This window comes from Dyella sedimenti (genome assembly GCF_022760995.1).
GTDB lineage: Bacteria > Pseudomonadota > Gammaproteobacteria > Xanthomonadales > Rhodanobacteraceae > Dyella > Dyella sedimenti.
In genome coordinates this window covers 133811-152381 of the sequence record NZ_JAKWJO010000002.1, presented here as the reverse complement: position 1 = coordinate 152381, position 18571 = coordinate 133811, and the positions used below count along the sequence as shown (strand labels likewise).

The 18571-nt window shown below is 70.0% G+C and carries 17 protein-coding genes; 8 read left to right on the top strand and 9 right to left on the bottom strand.

What is annotated here, in order from left to right; genetic code table 11:
* Positions 1–3 precede the first annotated feature (3 nt).
* From MJ605_RS05925 to MJ605_RS05915, 3 genes are read right to left on the bottom strand one after another with little or no spacing between them, the layout of a single operon-like run.
* Positions 4–1362, bottom strand: coding sequence for a GldG family protein (locus MJ605_RS05925; RefSeq protein WP_243040151.1), 1359 nt, complete (start codon positions 1360–1362; stop codon positions 4–6).
* Positions 1362–2156, bottom strand: a complete 795-nt coding sequence (locus tag MJ605_RS05920) for an ABC transporter permease (protein ID WP_243040149.1) — start codon at positions 2154–2156, stop codon at positions 1362–1364. The genes MJ605_RS05925 and MJ605_RS05920 overlap by 1 nt, the downstream gene beginning before the upstream one ends.
* Positions 2153–2908: an ABC transporter ATP-binding protein gene (locus MJ605_RS05915; RefSeq protein WP_243040147.1), complete on the bottom strand. Its 756-nt coding sequence runs from the start codon at positions 2906–2908 to the stop codon at positions 2153–2155. Before MJ605_RS05915 ends, MJ605_RS05920 begins: the two co-directional genes overlap by 4 nt.
* Positions 2909–3084: 176 nt before the next feature.
* On the opposite strand from MJ605_RS05915, the gene MJ605_RS05910 reads away from it, so the two are divergent.
* Positions 3085–4278 (top strand): DesA family fatty acid desaturase, encoded by a 1194-nt coding sequence (locus MJ605_RS05910; protein WP_243040145.1) that lies wholly within the window; start codon positions 3085–3087, stop codon positions 4276–4278.
* A gap of 358 nt (positions 4279–4636) precedes the next feature.
* Here the strand turns inward: MJ605_RS05910 and rpmG are convergent, their stop codons facing one another.
* Positions 4637–4804: a 50S ribosomal protein L33 gene (rpmG, locus tag MJ605_RS05905; protein WP_008211962.1), complete on the bottom strand. Its 168-nt coding sequence runs from the start codon at positions 4802–4804 to the stop codon at positions 4637–4639.
* A gap of 10 nt (positions 4805–4814) precedes the next feature.
* On the bottom strand, positions 4815–5051 hold the full coding sequence (gene rpmB, locus MJ605_RS05900) for a 50S ribosomal protein L28 (protein ID WP_131410712.1): 237 nt from the start codon (positions 5049–5051) through the stop codon (positions 4815–4817).
* A gap of 302 nt (positions 5052–5353) precedes the next feature.
* Here rpmB and secB point away from each other — a divergent pair, with 302 nt between their 5' ends.
* The 3 genes from secB to MJ605_RS05885 all read left to right on the top strand — a co-directional run bounded on the left by secB (position 5354) and on the right by MJ605_RS05885 (position 10063).
* On the top strand, positions 5354–5845 hold the full coding sequence (gene secB / locus MJ605_RS05895) for a protein-export chaperone SecB (RefSeq protein ID WP_243040143.1): 492 nt from the start codon (positions 5354–5356) through the stop codon (positions 5843–5845).
* Positions 5846–5863: 18 nt separating this feature from the next.
* Positions 5864–6892 (top strand): NAD(P)H-dependent glycerol-3-phosphate dehydrogenase, encoded by a 1029-nt coding sequence (locus tag MJ605_RS05890; RefSeq protein ID WP_243040135.1) that lies wholly within the window; start codon positions 5864–5866, stop codon positions 6890–6892.
* A 144-nt stretch (positions 6893–7036) separates the two neighbouring features.
* Positions 7037–10063, top strand: coding sequence for a DEAD/DEAH box helicase (locus tag MJ605_RS05885; protein ID WP_243040133.1), 3027 nt, complete (start codon positions 7037–7039; stop codon positions 10061–10063).
* Positions 10064–10145: 82 nt separating this feature from the next.
* Here the strand turns inward: MJ605_RS05885 and MJ605_RS05880 are convergent, their stop codons facing one another.
* The 4 genes from MJ605_RS05880 to MJ605_RS05865 all read right to left on the bottom strand — a co-directional run bounded on the left by MJ605_RS05880 (position 10146) and on the right by MJ605_RS05865 (position 13371).
* Positions 10146–10469, bottom strand: a complete 324-nt coding sequence (locus MJ605_RS05880; RefSeq protein WP_243040131.1) for a hypothetical protein — start codon at positions 10467–10469, stop codon at positions 10146–10148.
* A gap of 196 nt (positions 10470–10665) precedes the next feature.
* On the bottom strand, positions 10666–11349 hold the full coding sequence (locus tag MJ605_RS05875; RefSeq protein WP_243040129.1) for an HAD family hydrolase: 684 nt from the start codon (positions 11347–11349) through the stop codon (positions 10666–10668).
* 150 nt (positions 11350–11499) lie between these two features.
* Entirely contained in the window at positions 11500–12519 is a 1020-nt protein-coding gene (gene glk / locus MJ605_RS05870; RefSeq protein WP_243040127.1) for a glucokinase, read from the bottom strand.
* 147 nt (positions 12520–12666) lie between these two features.
* Positions 12667–13371, bottom strand: a complete 705-nt coding sequence (locus tag MJ605_RS05865) for an SDR family oxidoreductase (RefSeq protein ID WP_243040125.1) — start codon at positions 13369–13371, stop codon at positions 12667–12669.
* Positions 13372–13495: 124 nt separating this feature from the next.
* Between MJ605_RS05865 and MJ605_RS05860 the strand changes: the two genes are divergently transcribed.
* The 4 genes from MJ605_RS05860 (at position 13496) to MJ605_RS05845 (ending at position 18415) form a co-directional block, all read left to right on the top strand.
* A complete protein-coding gene (locus tag MJ605_RS05860) occupies positions 13496–14083 on the top strand; it encodes a TetR/AcrR family transcriptional regulator (RefSeq protein ID WP_243040124.1) in 588 nt (195 codons plus the stop codon).
* A 101-nt stretch (positions 14084–14184) separates the two neighbouring features.
* The gene (locus tag MJ605_RS05855; protein WP_243040123.1) at positions 14185–15282 is read left to right on the top strand and encodes an HlyD family secretion protein; all 1098 of its coding nucleotides are present in this window, start codon (positions 14185–14187) and stop codon (positions 15280–15282) included.
* On the top strand, positions 15279–16859 hold the full coding sequence (locus tag MJ605_RS05850) for a DHA2 family efflux MFS transporter permease subunit (RefSeq protein WP_243040122.1): 1581 nt from the start codon (positions 15279–15281) through the stop codon (positions 16857–16859). The genes MJ605_RS05855 and MJ605_RS05850 overlap by 4 nt, the downstream gene beginning before the upstream one ends.
* Positions 16860–16912: 53 nt before the next feature.
* Positions 16913–18415, top strand: a complete 1503-nt coding sequence (locus tag MJ605_RS05845) for an efflux transporter outer membrane subunit (protein ID WP_243040121.1) — start codon at positions 16913–16915, stop codon at positions 18413–18415.
* Positions 18416–18571 lie beyond the last annotated feature (156 nt).

Sequence of the window (18571 nt, the reverse complement as noted above, 5' to 3'; positions counted from 1 at the left end):
GCTTCACGCGCGGCGCCGGCGCCAGGCGACCCAGCCGCCCAGGCCCAGCAGCAGCAGCGGCAGCGCCACCAGGAAGCCCAGCGAGGCGATGCTGAGCTGGGCCTGTGAAATGCGCAGCACGCGGTCCGGCGCGCCGCGCGCCGGCGGCAGGTTCACCAGCACGTCGTCGCCCAGCAGCCAGTCGAAGATGCGCTCGCCCAGCACGCGGTTGCCGCCGTTGCCGAGGTAGCCGTTGGACAGGAAGTCGCCGTCGCCGATCACCACCGCGCGCTGCTCGGCCTTGTCCGGGCTGGGCGACAGGCGCGACAGCGCGAAGCCGAAGTCCAGCGGGCCCTTCAGCTCGCCCGCGCCGGCGTCGTAGCGGATGGTGGAGGCCTGGGCGTTGTCGATCGGCTTGAACTCGGTCCAGCTCTGCGCGCCCGAGCGCAGGAACGGCGTGGCATGCCAGTCGCTGCGCGAGGCCAGCGCCAGCGCGGCGACCTGCGGGAACTGCGTGGTCAGCGTGAAGCCTCGCGTGATGGCGTGCGGCGGGTAGTCGCCCAGCGCGATCACGCGCGGGTCGTGCAGGCCCAGCGCCGCGCCCTGGCCGTCCACCAGCACGCCGGGCAGCACGCCGATGCCCAGCGCATCGGCCAGCGGCTTGAGGCCGAGGTCGTCGTTGCCCGGCTCGGCCAGCCACAGCAGGTTGCCGCCGTTGGCCAGGTAGTCGGCCAGCGCCTTCACCGCGCCCTCGGGCAGGGCGCGCCGGGGGCTGGCCAGCACCACCAGGTCGGTGTGCAGCGGCACGGCGGTGGCCTGGGCGAAGTTCAGCGGCACGGCGCGCAGCCCGCTGCCTTCCATCTGCGCCATGAAGGCGCCCAGGTCGGCGTTGCCCTTGTCGGCCGGATGGCGCTCGCCGTCGCCGGTGACGAAGGCGACGATGCGGTCGCCGCCGCGCAGCAGGCGCTCGAAGGCGTTGGTGAGGCCGCGCTCGGACAGCTCGGTGAGGCGCTGCTCATGCCCGCGGTAGTGGACGATCATCATGCCGTCCACCGTGACGCCCAGCTCGCGCATCGCGGCCGGGTCCTGTTCCGGGTCGACGAAGCGCAGCGTGAGGTCGGGTTTCAGCCGTTGGTAGCGCTGCAGGAAGGAGGCGATGGTGTTGCGCAGGTCGCCCTGGGGGTTGGCGTAGCTGACGATCTCCACCGGGCCGTCCAGCGCGGCCAGCACGGCGCGGCTCTCGGCCGAGAGCGAGGCGCGGCCGCCGTAGGTCCAGTCGGCGACGCGGTCGTAGCGCGTGGCGAAGTAGCCGAGGGCGCCCGCGCAGGCCAGCAGCAGCAGCGCGAACAGCCAGCCGTTCAGGCGTCGGAACAGGCGCGTCATCAGCCGCGCTCCCGTTCGGCGGCCAGCCGCTGGGTGGCCAAGGCCAGCGCCACCGCGATCACCAGCACGAACCAGGCGACGTCCGCGCTGGACACCAGTCCGCGGATCAGCGTGTCCAGGTGCGTGCTCATCGACAGCCAGTTGACGATGCCGTTGTCGATGCCGGCCACCAGCGCGCCGACGTTCGCGCTGACCAGGGCCAGGCCCAGCATCAGGCTGGCGGTGGCGGCGATGGCCGGGTGCGAGGCGTAGGCCGAACAGGCCACGCCGATGGCGACCAGCGCGGCCAGCATCAGCAGCAGGCCCAGGCTGGCGCTGGCCAGCTTGCCCCAGTCCAGCGCGAGGCCGTGCGCCAGGCTCAGCGGCATGGCCAGCGTCACCAGCAGCCATGGCACCAGCCACAGCAGCAGCGCGAGGTATTTGCCCAGCACGATGCGCGAGGCCGGCAGGCCGGCGGCGAACCACAGCGGCAGCGTGCCGTTGCCGCGCTCGCTGGCCAGCGTGGACATGGTCAGCAGCGGCACCACCACCAGGGCCAGCTCGGCCAGCCCGAACGGCAGCATGGGCAGCAGGCCGCTGGTAAGGATGCTGCTCAGCATCGGGATGGCCACCAGGTCGGTGTAGCCGGGGCCGCCGGGCTGCGCGGCCAGGCGGATCTGGTTGGTGAGGAAGATCTGCAGCAGCAGCATGAAGCGCCCGGCCAGCTGGGCCACCGTCAGGGCGGCGAGCACCCAGGCCAGCGGACGGACCAGCAGGCGGCGCAGCTCCAGCCGCGTCACGGCGAACACGCTCATGCGGCCTGCATCCTGGCGGGGTTCCCGTCGCCGCGCATGGCGATGTCGAAGAAGACCTGTTCCAACTGCTTGTGGTCCTCGCTCTGGACCGGGGCGTCGTGACGCAGCCGGCCCTCGTGCAGGATCGCCACGCGGTCGCAGGCGGCCGTCACCTCGGCCAGCAGATGGGTGGAAAGGATGATCGCGGTGCCCGCCGCCGCCTGCTCGCGGATCAGCGCGCGCAGCGAGGCCACCTGCACCGGGTCCAGCGCGTTGGCCGGCTCGTCCAGCACCAGCAGCGCGGGCTGGTGCAGCAATGCGCAGGCCAGGCCCAGGCGCTGGCGCTGGCCCTGCGACAGCACGCCGGCCAGGCGCCGCGCCAGCGGGCCCAGCTCCAGCCGCTCCACGATGCGGGCGCGGGCCTGGGCCAGTTCGGCGGCGCGCAGGCCGCGCAGGCGGCCGTGGGCGTCCAGGTGCTCGCGCACGGTCAGTTCCGGCCACAGCGGGGCACGTTCGGGCAGCCAGCCGACCACGCGCCGCGCCAGCTCCGGATGCTCGATGAAGTCCCGGCCCTGCAGGCGGATGCCGCCGCCGTCGGGCACCAGCGCGCCGGCGACCATGGCCAGGGTGGTGGACTTGCCGGCGCCGTTGACGCCCAGCAGGCCCAGCACCTGTCCCGCGTCCAGCCGCAGGCTGAGATCGGCCACGGCCGGGCGGCCGGCCCGATGGCGGGTGATGTGAACCAGTTCCAGTACCGCGGTAGGCGCGCTCATTGCATGATTGTCACGGCGCCCTCACCTTCATACAACGGGTGAGGGCTTCATCTGCGTGACACAGCACATTAACTTTGCCGCGCCCGGGAGGTGCGACAATATCTTGCGCCGTCCATGCTGGCGGGTACGGAAACCCCTCGCTTAGACTGACTTTCCATATCCCTGGGTGTTTCACCATGCTCGACGCAGTACTCAATTTCCTGTCCAACGGCCTCACGCACGCCAGTTGGGTGGGCATGCTCATCTACCTGCTGGTGATGACTCAGCTCACCATCTTCACGGTGACGCTGTACCTGCATCGCTGCCAGACCCATCGCGGCGTCGACCTGCACTGGTCGATCTCGCATTTCTTCCGCTTCTGGGGCTGGCTCACCACCGGCATGGTCACCAAGGAGTGGGTGGCGGTGCATCGCAAGCACCACGCCAAGGTCGAGACCGAGGAAGATCCGCACAGCCCGCAGATCTACGGCATCAAGAAGGTGTTCTGGGACGGCGTTTCGCTGTACCGCGACGCCAGCTACGTGAAGGAAGACCTGGAGAAGTACGGCCGCGGCACCCCGGACGACTGGATCGAGCGCAAGCTCTATGCCGGCCATCCGTACTGGGGTCCGTCGCTGATGCTCGTCATCAACCTTGCCCTGTTCGGCGTCATCGGCGCCGCGCTGTGGGCGGTGCAGATGATCTGGATCCCGTTCTGGGCCGCCGGCTTCGTCAACGGCGTGGGCCACTGGTGGGGCTACCGCAACTTCGAGAGCGCCGACACCGCGACCAACCTCATCCCCTGGGGTTTCTGGATCGGCGGCGAGGAGCTGCACAACAACCATCATGCCTTCCCCAGTTCGGCCAAGTTCGCCTTGCGCAAGTGGGAGTTCGACATCGGCTGGGCCGCCATCTGCGCCCTGCGCGCGCTGGGCCTGGCCAAGGTGCTGCGCGTGGCGCCCTCGCTGGACGTGCGCCCGAACGTGCACCTGCCGGACGCCGAGACGCTCAAGGGCGTGCTGACCCATCGCTTCGCCGCGATGACCGACTACTATCGCAACGTGATCATGCCGACCTTGCGCGACGAAGCGCAGCACGCCGGCGAGAACATCAAGTCGGTGCCGCGCCGCCTGCGCCGCGCGCTGGCCGATGGTGGCCGTTGGTTGGACAACGAAGGCCGCGACCGCATGCAGGCGGTGCTGGCCAAGCGTCCGACCCTCAGCACCGTGTGCGACTTCCGCGCCCGTCTCGCCGCCCTGATGGAGCAGCGCGGCGCCGACCAGGCGCTCAAGGGCCTTCAGCAGTGGATCGCCGAGGCCGAGCAGAGCGGCATCCGCGCGCTGCAGGAATTCGCGCAGCGCCTGAAAGGGTATGCGGTCGCGACGGCCTGAGCGCCGTGACGCATTGAAACGAGAAGCCCGCCGCAAGGCGGGCTTTTTACGGAAGCTTCCACCGAGTATGTTCTGGCGTTTATCGCATCGTCGGCGTGCAAGTGAATTTGCCGACGGATGTGGGCTCGTTCATCGCCTGGTGAGCTTGCCCGGCTCGGAAGCATTCGTTATAGCGAACGAGTGGATCAATCGCGCGATTTAACTGGTACGTATTGTTGCTTGTCGCCCACGCGCGGTGCCCTGGCATCGACGTTGGCGCACAGTCCCTCACCGCATTGGACAACATCGGACCGGAGTCGGCGGCTGGGGAGTAACAAAAAACCCGCCTTGCGGCGGGTTTTTTGTGGGTAGGGCGAGGTCACTTGATCTTGCCTTCCTTGTAGATCACGTGCTTGCGAACCACCGGATCGTACTTCTTGAACTCGAACTTTTCCGGCGTGTTCTTCTTGTTCTTCTGCGTGGTGTAGAAGTGGCCGGTACCGGCCGAGGAGATCAGGCGGATCTTGTCTTGCTTGCTATTGGCCATGGCTCAATCCTCAGATCTTTTCGCCGCGGGCGCGCAGGTCGGCGATCACGGCCTCGATGCCATTCTTGTCGATCGTGCGCAGGGCGTGGTTGGAAACGCGCAGCTTCACCCAGCGGTTCTCGCTCGGGACCCAGAAGCGGCGCTCGTGCAGGTTCGGCAACCAGCGGCGGCGGGTCTTGTTGTTGGCATGCGAGACGTTGTTGCCGGTCTGCACACCCTTTCCGGTGACTTGGCAAATGCGGGCCATGATGACCTCCGTAATTTCGTTGACCGCCCGTTGGCCAGGGCGACATCGGCCCAGCGGCGCCGGGCGCCACGCGATGCTGGAGATGGAGCTTTTCGCGTCCGCCGTGAGGCCCGCATCGCGTCGCGGACGTGCCCGGAACCCCGGGTCGGCATGGTCGAGCCGGTTATTCTCCCAGAAAAACAGGGCTGTGCGCAAGATTTGGCCCATCCGGGCGCTGCGGCGCATGGCAGCCTGCGGGGATGTATGGAACAATCCCAGTCCTTTGCGTTTTCACGCACCGCATACTTGACGAGGAATACCCCATGGCAGATGTCGCCACCAACGGCCAGGCCAGCCAGCCGCAGCTGGTGCTGCAGAAGATCTACGTGAAGGACGTCTCCTACGAGGCCCCCAACGCCCCCCAGATCTTCCAGGAAGTGGGGGAGACCGAACAGCAGCCGCAGGTCCAGCTGAACCTGGGCCAGAAGTCGATGGACATGGGCAACGACCTGTTCGAGGTGGTGCTCAGCCTCACCCTGACCTGCACCCTGGGCGAGCGCACCGCCTACCTGGCCGAGGTGCACCAGGCCGGCGTGTTCGGCATCGCCGGGTTCAGCGAGGAAGACCAGGCGGGCATCCTCAACAGCTACTGCCCGAACCTGCTGTTCCCCTATGCACGCCAGATGCTGTCCTCGCTGGTGCTGGAGGGCGGGTTCCCGCCGTTCCTGCTGCAGCCGATCAACTTCGACGCGCTCTACGCCGAGCAGCAGCGCCGCATGCTCGGCGGCAGCGCCGTGCCCACGCTCAACAGCTGATCCAAGACGAGTCTGCTCATGGCTGAGCGTCCGACCCTGGCCGTCCTCGGGGCCGGCTCGTGGGGCACCGCGCTGGCGGCCCTGGCGGCCCGCAACCAGGTGCCGACCCGGCTGTGGGGGCGCGATCCCGTCGCGCTCGCGGCGATGGCCCAGTCCCATCGCAACCAGCGCTACCTGCCCGACGTCGAGCTGCCGCCCGAGCTGTCCTACGAGCCGGATCTCGCCGCCGCCCTGCGCGGCGCGCAGATCGTGCTGATCGTGGTGCCCAGCCACGCCTTCGCCTCCCTCCTGGAGGAGATCGCCCCGTGGCTGGAACCCGGCGCGCGCATCGCCTGGGCCACCAAGGGTTTCGAGCCGGGCACCGGCCGCTTCCTGCACGAACTGGTGGCCGACCGCTTCCCGGGCCGCCCGGCGGCGGTGGTCACCGGTCCGTCCTTCGCCAGGGAAGTGGCGGCCGGCATGCCCAGCGCGGTCACCGTGCACTCCGACGACGATGCCTTCGCGCACGAATTGGCCACCCTGTTGCACGCGCCGAACTTCCGCGCCTACTCGGGCCGCGACGTGCTGGGCGCGGAGCTGGGCGGCGCCATGAAGAACGTGCTGGCGGTCGCCACCGGCGTGGCCGACGGCATGGCGCTGGGCCTCAACGCCCGCGCCGGCCTGATTACCCGCGGCATGAACGAGATGCTGCGCCTGGGCGTGGCGCTGGGCGCCCGGCCGGAAACGCTGATGGGGCTGGCCGGCCTGGGCGACCTGGTGCTGACCTGCACCGGCGACCTCTCGCGCAACCGCCGGCTGGGCTTGGCGCTGGGGCGCGGGCAGGCCATCGACGAGGCCGTGCGCGAGATCGGCCAGGTGGTGGAAAGCGTGCTCACCGCCGACGAGGTGGTGCGCCTGGCCGCCAAGCATGGGCTCGACCTGCCCATCAGCAGCGGCGTGCGCGCCGTGCTGCACGGCGAGGTGACGCCGGCCGAGGGGCTCAAGCGGCTGATGAGCCGCGAGCAGAAGCCCGAATATCCCAAGGGCCTGTTCACGTCGGCTGAATAACCCAGCCACTGTCGGCGGTCCACGCCGAAATGCGTCGTCCTTTGTTTCAACGTCCGGTATGAAAAAACCGGGCGTTGAGACGCGCACGCGTGCAAGAGCCTTGCTAAGCTGAATCTTTTGGTCGCCCCTACGGACCGAATGCGCATGCAGTCACCGGACGATAAACGGCACGACCATCCGCCCCCGCAGCGCGGCGACAGCGGTGCCGAGCCGTTGCCCGGCGTGTGGCGCCGACTGCTGGCCTCGCCGGTCGCGGCGGCGCCGCAGGAGACGGCGGTGCTGGGCTTCTTCCTCGAGGTGATGCCCGAAGAGGGCGCGCCCTACGCGCATCTGGACGTGGCTCCGGTACTGCTCACCGTGGCCGAGCAGGGCCGCTATGCGCGGCCGGCGCCGCTGGACAGCAAGCACCTGTCGCAGCTGCCGCTGGCACCGCACGAGCAGCGATTGGCCGCCACCGTGCTGGGCCTGCCGCAGAGCCTGCGCAAAAGCCGCAGCTATGCACGCCTGGCCGGCCACGTGGGCGACGCCCTGCTGGCGGAGATCCTGGACACCACACCGTGCTTCCTGGGTGGCTTGGCCGGCCTGCGCCTGTCGCGCGGCAAGGCGCACCAGCTCAACTGGCAATGGCAGCTCGAACAGGATGGCAGCCAGCGCCTACTGCCCTCGCTGCCGGCCAACCACCGCCTGCTGCGCATCGACGGCCTGTGGTACCTGGATGCCGAGCGCGCCGAGCTGGGCCACCTGGAGGCGCCGCCGGAAGAATCGCAGTGGCTGGACCTGCCGCCGCTCAAGCACGAATACACCCAGAGCCTGCGCGAGGCGTTGCCGGCAAGCCGCCTGTCGCACCGCCTGCCGCTGCCGCAGGTGTTGGGCGAACTGCGCCGCGCCGAGCTGGTGCCCAAGCCGGTGCTGACCCTGCATGCGCTGACCCGCCATGCGCGGCTGGCCGCCGGCACGCCGCCGCTGGCCTATGCGCGCCTGGCCTTCGACTACGCCGGCGAGCGCCTGCCCAGCCGCGGCGGCGAGCCGCTGGTGCGGCGCGTGCGCAATGGCCACCTGGTGGAGATCACCCGCCGCCGGGCGGAGGAGCTCTCCGCGATGGAGCAGCTCGAGCGCGCCGGACTCACCCCCGGCGTGGACACCGAGGGCCTGCCCTGGGACCTGGCCGATACCCTGCCGGACGATGCCTGGCTGTTCCCCGGCAAGGGCTACGCGGGCGCGCTGGAAGTGAACACGCCCGCGCGCTGGCTGGCGCTGCGGCCCAAGCTGGAGGCCGAGGGCTTCCTGCTCGACTACGCGCCCAGCTTTCCGTTCGAGGTGCTGGAAGGCCCGGTGCGCTGGTACGGCAACGCGGTGGAGGACACCGACGACCACGCCTTCGACCTGGAGATCGGCATCGAGCTGGAAGGCAAGCGCCACAACCTGCTGCCCGCGGTGGCGCAGGCGTTGGCCGATCACCAGCTGAACCTGAGTCCGGTGCCGAACGAGCCGGAGGATGCGGTGTGGTACGCCCCGGTGGACGAGCGCCGCCGCGTGCCGGTGCGCCTGAAGGAACTGCGCGGCCTGCTGGCGCCGCTGGCCGAATACCTGGAACGCCCGCGCCGGAAGCTGCACCTGCCGCGCGTGCAGGCCGGGCGCCTGGAGGAACTGGCCGAGGCGCTGCCCACCGGTGGCGAACTGGTGGCGCCGGAGGCGCTGCGCGGCTTCACCGCGCGCCTGCGCGACGCTGCCGAACGCGCCAGCGATGCCGTGCCGCAGGGACTCACTGTCGAGCTTCGCCCCTACCAGCGCGAAGGTCTGCGTTGGTTGAACGCCTTGGCCGAGGCCGGCGTGGGCGGCGTACTCGCCGACGACATGGGCCTGGGCAAGACGCTGCAACTCATCACCCACCTGCTGGCGCTGAAGGAATGCGGCGCGCTCACCCAGCCCGCGCTGGTGGTGGTGCCCACCAGCCTGATCCCGAACTGGCAGGCCGAGATCGCCCGCTTCGCCCCCGCGCTGCGCGTGCTGGCGCTGCACGGGCCGCAACGCGGCGGCGACTTCTCGCAGCTGGGCGCGCAGGACATCGTGCTGACCAGCTACGCGCTGCTGCCGCGCGACGTGGTCAGCCTGCGCAAGCAGCCGTTCGCGCTGATCGTGCTGGACGAGGCGCAGCAGGTGAAGAACCCGCGCACGCAGGCGCGCCGCGCCGTGCTGAGCCTGCGCGCGCCACGCTGCATCTGCCTCACCGGCACGCCGCTGGAAAACCACCTGGGCGAGCTGTGGTCGCAGGTCGACCTGGCCGTGCCGGGCCTGCTTGGCGACGAGGGTGCGTTCCGCCGCCATTACCGCATCCCGATCGAGCGCCATCGCGACACCGACTGCCAGGACCGCCTCAACCGCCGCCTGGCGCCGTTCATTCTGCGCCGCACCAAGTCGCAGGTGGCCAGCGAGCTGCCGCCCAAGACCGAGATCACCCGCCGCGTGGTGCTGGAAGGCCGCCAGCGCGAGTTGTACGAGAGCCTGCGCCTGTCGCTGGCGGAGGAACTGCGCGAAGTGATCGCCCAGCGCGGCATCGCGCACAGCGGCATCGTTGTGCTCGACGCGCTGCTCAAGCTGCGCCAGGTCTGCTGCGATCCGCGCCTGGTGAAGCTGGAGGCCGCGCGCGGCGTGCGCGACTCGGCCAAGTTCGAGCTGCTGATGGACATGCTGCCCGCGCTGCTGGCGGAAGGGCGCAAGGTGCTGCTGTTCTCGCAGTTCACCGAGATGCTCAAGCTGATCGCGAACGAGCTGGACCGCCAGCGCATTCCCTACGTGACGCTCACCGGCGAGACGCGCGACCGCGCCGAGCCGGTGCGCCAGTTCCAGGAAGGCGAGGTGCCGCTGTTCCTGCTGTCGCTGAAGGCGGGCGGCGTGGGCCTCAACCTCACCGCGGCCGATACGGTGATCCACTACGACCCGTGGTGGAACCCCGCCGCCGAGGCGCAGGCTTCCGACCGCGCGCACCGCATCGGCCAGGACAAGCCGGTGTTCGTGTTCCGCCTGATCACCGCCGGCACGGTGGAGGAGCGCATCGAGGAACTGAAGGCTCGCAAGGCCGAGCTGGCCGAGGCGGTGCTGGAAGGCGGCGGCACGCGTGAGCGGCTCAGCTTCGACCAGGAAGACCTGGACGAACTGCTGGCGCCGGGTTGAGCCGTGGGAGCGCACCCTGTGCGCGACAGGCCTCGCAAGGAACCATCGCGCACAGGGTGCGCATCCCACAGAATGCTCGCCGCTACAACGCCGGCCGTGTGCGCAGCAGGGCATCCACCGCTTGTTGCCATTGCGGCGAGCCCGGCGGCGACTGCGGTGCCTCCTGGCCCAGCTTCCGCTGCACGGCATGGTTCCATTCGGTGGAACCGCGATCCGGCCCGTGGCCGTCGTCGCTGACGTGCAAGCGCTGGTCCACCCACGCATACCATCCGGGCGAGCCCAGCGTGGCGTTGTCCGGGGTGCTCTGCTCGGCCTGCGGCTTGGGCGGCTTCTGCTCGGGCGGCGGCGCGGAGGGCGAGCACGCCACCAGCAGGGCGAGCGGAAGCATGGCGATGGTGCGGCGCATGGCGGCCTCCGGTCTGAGAGCCTGTTTGCGGTCTCCACGTGGCCCGCGCCGGGAGCTTGTTTGCGCAGGTCAAGTGAAGAGCGAGCATCGGCTTCCGAGCCTAACCGCTGGCGCTCCGGCGGCGATGAATCCCACCTGACATGGCAAGGTTAGGAACGGGTGAAGCGGGCGGGAAGGAAGCCGTAATCCGTTGCCATCAGCGCCTGGCGGCCACCTCGTCGATATGCCGCAGCAGGTCCGCCGGATCCTCGTAGACGCGGAACGCGCCGGCATCTTCCAGCTCCTCCTGGCCATAGCCGCCGGAGAGCAGGCCCACGCCAAGCGAACGGGCGCGCTGCGCGGCCAGCATGTCCCAGATGCTGTCGCCGATCACCAGGCAATAGTGGATGTCCATGCCCAGGCGCTGCGCGGCGGTGATGAACAGGTCGGGATCGGGCTTGGCGTGGCGCACCTGGTCGCGCGTTACCACCGGCACCTTGGACGGGTCCACGCCCAGTGCTTCCAGGTTGTGCGCGGCGGTGGTCATGCGGCCGCTGGTGGCGATGGCCCAAGGGATCTCCTCGTCGGTGAGGAAGGCCAGCAGCTCGCGCGCGCCGGGCAGGGGACGCACCGCGCCCTGCGTGGCCTGGCGGTTGTAGGCCTCGGCGTGCCAGTCGCGCAGCCGCACCAGGCGTTCCTCGGTGATCTCCAGGCCCGTCTCGCGCAACAGGATGTTGGCGAACAGGCCGCCGCTCATGCCGATCTTGCGGTGGATGCGCCACACGGACAGTTCCACGCCCTCGCGGTCCAGCGCTTCCTTCCAGGCCAGCACGTGCTGGTAGACGCTGTCGACCAGGGTGCCGTCGAGATCGAACAGGAAGGCAGTATCGGTGCGGGGCATGGGGAGGGCTCCAATACAGTATGGACGTCTAGTGTCGCCGATCCGCGATGACGAATGCGCAACGCCTTTTCAGGGACTTGCAGGAGCGCACCCAGTGCGCGACCGTGGTGTACGGCGGTCGCGCACTGGGTGCGCTCCTACAGGGAGGGCTTATTGCCCCGGCACCAGCGGCTTGCCCGCATCCAGCACCGCCAGCGCGGCGGCGCCGAGCAGGCCGGGTTCCGGATGCATCATCGCCACCGTAGGCACCTGCTCCATCGTCTCGCGGAAACGGCCTTTGGCCTCGAAGCGCTCGCGGAAGCCGCCGCGCTTGAGCCACGGCAGCAGGATCGGCAGCACGCCGCCGGTGAGGTAGACACCGTCCCAGCCGCCCAGGCTCAGCACCAGGTCGCCCGCCACGCTGCCGAAGATGCCGGCCAGCGTCTCCACCGTGCGTACGCACAGCGGGTCGCTGCCCGCCTCGGCGCGCGCGGTGATGTCCTCGGGCGTGTATTCCTCAGCCTTCTGGCCGGCGATGTCGGCCAGCGCGAGGTAGAGGTTCACCAGGCCGTTGCCGCAGATCATGCGCTCGTTGGAAACGCGGCCGAAGCGCGCGTTGAGGCGATGCAGGATCTCCACGTCCTCGGCCGTGTGCGCGGCGAAGCCGGCGTGACCGCCTTCGGTCTCCAGCACGATCCAGTGGCTTTCGCGGCGCAGCAGGCCGGCCACGCCCAGGCCCGTGCCCGGGCCCATCACCACGAAGGTCTGCGGCTCGCGCAGGCCCAGCACCGGCATGGCCTGCGGGCCCACCGGGGAAAGCTGGTCGTGGGTGAGCAGCGGCACCGCCATCGCCTGCGCGGCGAAATCGTTTACCAGATGCACCGCTTCCATGCCGAGTTCCGCCTGCAAGGCGTGCGCGGCGACCAGCCAGGGATTGTTGGTGACCTTGACCGTCTCGCCCTCGCTCACGCGGCCGGCGGCGGCGATCACCGCGCGCGGCGCGGTATGGCCGGTGTCCTGGAAATACTGGCGGATGGCCTCGGCCAGCGATTCGTAGTCCTTGACGCGATAGCGCCGCACGCTGTCTTCCAGCAGCGGCGCGGTACGACTCGGGTCGGCCAGGGCGAATCGCACATTGGTGCCGCCGAGATCAGCAAGCAAAGTCGGGGCGGCACGGGCTGGCGTTCTCATGGACGATCCTGGCTTGGGGAGACGGTAAGGGTGACTCCCCCGGGCTTTTTCGTCCAGTGGTGCGCCGCGGCAGCGGCCGCCTTGGCGTCCATTCGCAGCCGCATCGTCCGGGCGCCCCGCGTGCGGGACGCCCGGCGGAACGGCGCGTCAGGCGGCGCCGAGGTAGTACGACGGGGTCGCGGCGAAGCCCGCCTTCACCTGTTGCGAGGCCTGGTCGGCCAGCACCTCGGATTCGCCCCTGGCCAGCGCCTCCAGCGTGCGGCGGGCGATGTCGTCGGGGCTGCTTTTGGGCGCGTCGACGTGGCTGGCCATGTCGGTGTCGATGTAGCCGGCATGCACCGCCAGCACCTGCGTGCCCTGCGCGCGCAATTCATTGCGAAGGCCATTGGTCAGCGCCCAGGCGGCGGCCTTGGATACCGAATAGGCGTCCAAGGACCCCAGGCTCACCCAGCTCAATGCGGAAAGCATGTTCACCAGCGCGCCGCCGCCGTTGGCCTTGAGCACCGGCGCGAACGCCAGCGCCATCGCATGGACGCCGTGCAGGTTGGTATCCAGCAGCCGGCGCAGCGCGGCGACGCCGTGGGCGGGATCGAGCAGCGGCGTGGTATCGGCGATGCCGGCATTGTTGACGACGATATCGACGTCGGCACATTGGGCGGCCGCGGCCGTGATGTCCTGCGGCCGCGTGACGTCTAGCTTGACCGCAATGACGCCCGGCAGGGTGACGGTGGCCGGATCGCGCGCGCCGGCGTAGACCTTGCGTGCGCCGGCGGCGAGCAGGGCCTTGGCGTAGGCGAGCCCGAGCCCGCGATTGGCGCCGGTGACCAGCGCGACGGAACCTTGGATATGCATGCAGTGTGGCCTCGATGAATGAAACGGAAGGAAGGAGCGCTGTCGTTTTATATGACGGCTATAATTTGATATGATCGGCGCCGGAAATTTCAATAGCCGGCCGATGCCGGCGGGAATGCAGGCCATGCGCTACGGCAAGGGACACAAGGAAGCCACGCGGCAGAAGATCATCGATACCGCCTCGCGGCGCTTCCGCGGCGAAGGCATCGCCGCGGTCGGCGTGGCCAACCTGATGGGCGACCTCGGCCTGACCCAGGGCGGCTTCTACAACCACTTCGAGTCCAAGGACGACCTGGCCCGCGAAGCGGTCGCCAAGGCCTGGCAGGGCACCTATGAGCGGCTGGAGAAGGTGCTGCGCGATCCCGAAGGCGGCGGCATCGAGGCGCTGGTCGACAGCTACCTCAGCCCGGCGCATCGCCGCAATGCCGCGCTGGGCTGCGTGGCTGCCGCGTTGTCGCCCGAGATCGCGCGCAGCGCCGAGCCGGTGCGCGCGGAATTCGGCCGTGGCGTCGAACGGATCACCGCCCTGTTGGCCGATGCCCTGCCCAGGACGCTCAAGCCCCGGCAGCGTCGCGCTACCGCCATGGCGATGTTCTCCACCATGGCCGGCGCGCTGGCCTTGTCGCGCGCGGTGGACGACGAGGCGGTCAGCGACGAGATCCTGGCCGCTGGCCGCAAGGCCGCGCTCGCCCTGCTGGTGGAGGCGCACTAAGAGCATCCGGTGCCGGCGCCAGGAGGCGTCGCTTGCGACTTGGCATCGTCATTTATATTATGATTATAATTTAAAGCCCAGTGGGCCAAGCAGATAAAGCCATGAGCCATCCCGCCGCCGAGCGCGCGCCCGCGCTCCCCAGGCCCGCGCCGCGCGGCCGGCGCAAACTGATGATCCTGTCCACCATCGTGGCGGCGCTTGCCATCGTCGGGTACGGCGTCCACTGGTGGAGCGTGGGCCGTTTCATCGAGGACACCGACGACGCCTACGTGGGGGGCGACATCACTGTGATCGCTCCCAAGGTCTCCGGCTACATCGCCCGGCTTGCCGTCACCGACAACCAGGTCGTGCATGCCGGCGACCTGCTGGTGAAGATCGACGACCGCGACTACCGCGCCGCCGTGGCCAAGGCCGAGGGCGCGGTCGCCGCGCAGCGGGCGCTGCTGGCCAACCTCGACGCCACCGAACGGCTGCAGCAGGAGGTGATTGGCCAGGCCCAGGCCGGCGTGCTGGCGGCGGAGGCGGAAACCCAGCGCTCGCGCGAGGACAAGTCGCGCTACCGCGACCTGTCCCGCCGCGCGGCGGTGTCGATCGAGAGCGCGCAGCGCGCCGACGCCGACTTCAAGACCGCGCGGGCCGCCTCGGCGAGGGCGCAGGCCGCGCTGAAGGCGGCGCAGCGCCAGATCGACGTGATCGCCACGCAAAAGCTGCAGGCGCGCGCCGCGCTGGAACAGGCCCAGGCCGAACTGGATCTTGCCCGCCTCAACGAGGGCTACACCGAACTGCGCGCGCCGGTGGACGGCGTGGTCGGCAACCGCCGCGCCCGCGTGGGCGCCTATGCGGCGGCCGGCACGCAACTGCTGTCGGTGGTGCCCGCGCGTGGCCTGTGGGTCGACGCCAACTTCAAGGAGGACCAGCTCGCGCGCATGCGCGCCGGCCAGCCGGTGGCGATCCGCGCCGACGTGATGCCGGGACGCGTGTTCCATGGCCACCTGGCCAGCCTCGCGCCGGCCACCGGAGCGCAGTTCAGCGTGCTGCCGCCGGAGAACGCTACCGGCAACTTCACCAAGATCGTGCAGCGCGTGCCGGTGCGCGTGGCGCTGGATAACCGCGACGGCGCGCTGGGCGTGCTGCGCCCGGGCCTATCGGTGGTGGCCGACGTGGATACGCGCGGCGCCCGCGCGGAAGCCTCGCCGTGAACCTCGCCGCCGCGCCGGTGAACCCGGCCACGCTGGGCACGGCGCAGAAGGTGTTCGCCTTCGCCAGCATGTGCGTGGGCATGTTCATCGCGCTGCTGGACATCCAGATCGTCTCGGCCTCGCTGCGCGACATCGGCGGCGGCCTGTCGGCGGGCGCGGACGAGACGGCCTGGGTGCAGACGGCCTACCTGATCGCCGAGATCGTGGTGATCCCGCTGTCCGGCTGGCTGTCGCGGGTGATGTCCACGCGCTGGCTGTTCGCCGCCTCGGCGCTGGGTTTCACCCTCACCAGCCTGCTGTGCGGCGCGGCCTGGGATATCCAGAGCATGATCGTGTTCCGCGCCCTGCAGGGTTTCCTGGGCGGCTCGATGATCCCGATGGTGTTCACCACCGCGTTCGTGTTCTTCCACGACAAGCAGCGCGTGATCGCCGCGGCCACCATCGGCGCGCTGGCCTCGCTGGCGCCCACGCTCGGGCCCACGCTGGGCGGCTGGATCACCGACCACTCGTCCTGGCATTGGCTGTTCTTCATCAACCTGGTGCCGGGGCTGTTCGTCACCATCGCGGTGCCGATGCTGGTGAACATCGACGCGCCCGACCTCTCGCTGCTGCGCCGTGCGGATTACCTCGGCATCGTGCTGCTGGCGGTGTTCCTGGGCTGCCTGGAATACACGCTGGAAGAAGGCCCGCGCTGGAACTGGTTCAGCGACCAGACCATTCTCGCCACCGCCTGGCTGTCCGGCCTGGCGGGCGTGGGCTTCGTGGTCCGTGGCCTTACCTACGAGCATCCGGTGGTTGACCTGCGCGCGCTGCGCGATCCCAATTTCGCGCTGGGCTGCCTGTTCTCCTTCGTCACCGGCATCGGCCTGTTCGCCACCATCTACCTCACGCCGCTGTTCCTCGGGCGCGTGCGCGGCTACAGCGCGCTGCAGATCGGCGAGGCGGTGTTCTCCACCGGCGTGTTCCAGATCCTCACCATTCCCTTGTATTCCTACCTGGCGCAGCGCGTGGACCTGCGCTGGATCCTGATGGCGGGGCTGGCGCTGTTCGCCATCTCGATGTGGGATTTCACGCCGATCACACACGACTGGGGCGGCCACGAGCTGCTGCTGCCGCAGGCGCTGCGCGGCATGGCGCAGCAGTTGGCGGTGCCGCCCACGGTGACCCTGACCCTGGGCGGCCTGGCGCCGGCGCGGCTGCGGCTGGCCTCGGGCCTGTTCAACCTGATGCGCAACCTCGGCGGCGCGATCGGCATCGCGGTATGCGCCACGATACTCAACGACCGCACCAACCTGCATTTCTACCGCATGGCCGAGCACCTCAATGCCGGCAACGAGGCGATGGACGGCTATCTGGCGCAGGCCGGCGGCCGTCTCGCCGAGCTTGGCTCCAACGCGGCAGAGGCGGGCGACGGGGCGCTGCACCAGTTGTGGCTGCTGGCCTACCGCGAGGCGCAGACACTGTCCTACGCCGATGCCTTCCTCGCCATCATGCTGTGCTTCGTGATCGCCACCGCGCTGGTGCCGCTGATGCGCAAGGTCACGCCGCCCAAGGCGCCATCCGCCGATGCGCACTGAATGCGCCCTCCCGCTTCGTCCGCCTGCCGTGCTTCGCGGCCCAGGACCACGCCATGAACGCCATGCCATCCTCCTGTCGCCATCCATGTTCCGCCCATCGTTTCGTCCTGTCGCTTGCGCTCGGCGCCCTGGCCGGCTGCGCGGCCGGACCGGACTACGTGCGCCCGGCGATCCCGGTGAACGCGGGCTACGCACACCAGCCGATGCTGGCCGCGCGCGAGGCCGGCCGGCCCGAGCCGCCGCTGGATGCGTGGTGGTCGGGCTTCGATGACCCCGAGTTGGACCGCATCGTCGGCCGTGCGCTGGCGCAGAACCTCGACCTGGCCGCCGCGCTGGCGCGCGTGGAGCAGGCCCGTGCCGCCGCGCGCGAAGCCGGCGCGCGGCTGGCGCCGCAGGGCAGCCTGGACGGCCAGGCGGCACGCGAATACCAGTCCACGAAAGGCACGCTGGGCGAGATTGCCAGCAACCTGCCCGGCTACCGGCGCACGCAGACGCTGGAAACCCTCGGCGCGGGCGCCAGCTGGGAACTGGACCTGGCCGGTGGCCTGCATCGCGGCGCCGAGGCGGCGCGCGCGGAAGCCGAGGCGGCGGAGGCCAGCCAGGATGGCGTGCGTGTGATGGTGGCGGCCGAGGCGGCTGACAGCTACTTCCAGGTGCGTGGCGCGCAGGAGCGCCTGCGCCTGGCGCAGCAGCAGATCGACACCGAGGCGCAGCTGGTGGACCTGGTCGGGCTGCGTCTGGCGGGCGGCCTGGCCACGGCGCGCGAACTGGCCCAGGCCCGGGCGCTGTGGCTGCAGGCCAGGGCCACGTTGCCGCCGCTGCGCATCGCGCTGGCCCAGCAGCTCCATCGCCTGGACGTGCTGATGGGTGTCACGCCGGGCGCCTACGCCGCCGAGCTGCAGGCGCCGGGCGCGGACTTCAGCGTGCCGGCGGTTGGCGCCGATGGCGGCCCGCAGGCGCTGCTGCGCCGCCGTCCCGACGTGATCGCGGCGGAGCGCCGGCTGGCCGCCTCCAATGCGCGCATCGGCGTGGCGATGGCCGAGTATTACCCCAAGGTATCGCTGGGCGGGCTGCTGGGCGTCGAGAGCCTGCATAGCGGCTCGCTGTTCTCGTCCGCCGCGTTCCAGCCGCAGGCCGTGCTGGGCCTGCACTGGCGCCTGTTCGACTTCGGCCGCGTGGATGCCGAGGTAGCGCAGGCCCGTGGCGCCAACGCCGAGGCGCTGGCGCAGTACCGCCAGTCCATGCTGCGCGCCACCGAGGACGTGGAGAACGCCATGGTGTCATTGGCCGAGCTGGAGACCCAGCATCGCGAGCTGCGCGACGAGGTGGCCGCGCACCAGCAGGCGCGCGATGCCGCGCAGGACGCCTACAAGGGCGGCGCGGCCAGCCTGCTCGACGTGCTGGAGGAGGACCGCCAGTTGCTCGCCTCGCGTGACCAGCTGGCCCGCGTGCATGCCGACGATGCGCGTGCGGCGGTGTCATTGTTCCGGGCCCTGGGTGGCGGCTGGACCGGCAGCGCCGTGCAGCCAACCGAAGGCGCGGTGGCCGGGCGTTGAGAGCAACACACTTTTCTCTTGGGCCAGCAAGAGAAACGTGACTCGGCGGCCCCACGGGGACTAGCTTCGCGTCGCCGGCAGGGCGTCGAAACGCCCGCCGCGTCCCACGGGGACTTCCTTCGGTCGTAGGCGGCACCCTGGCGGGAACGCGGCAAC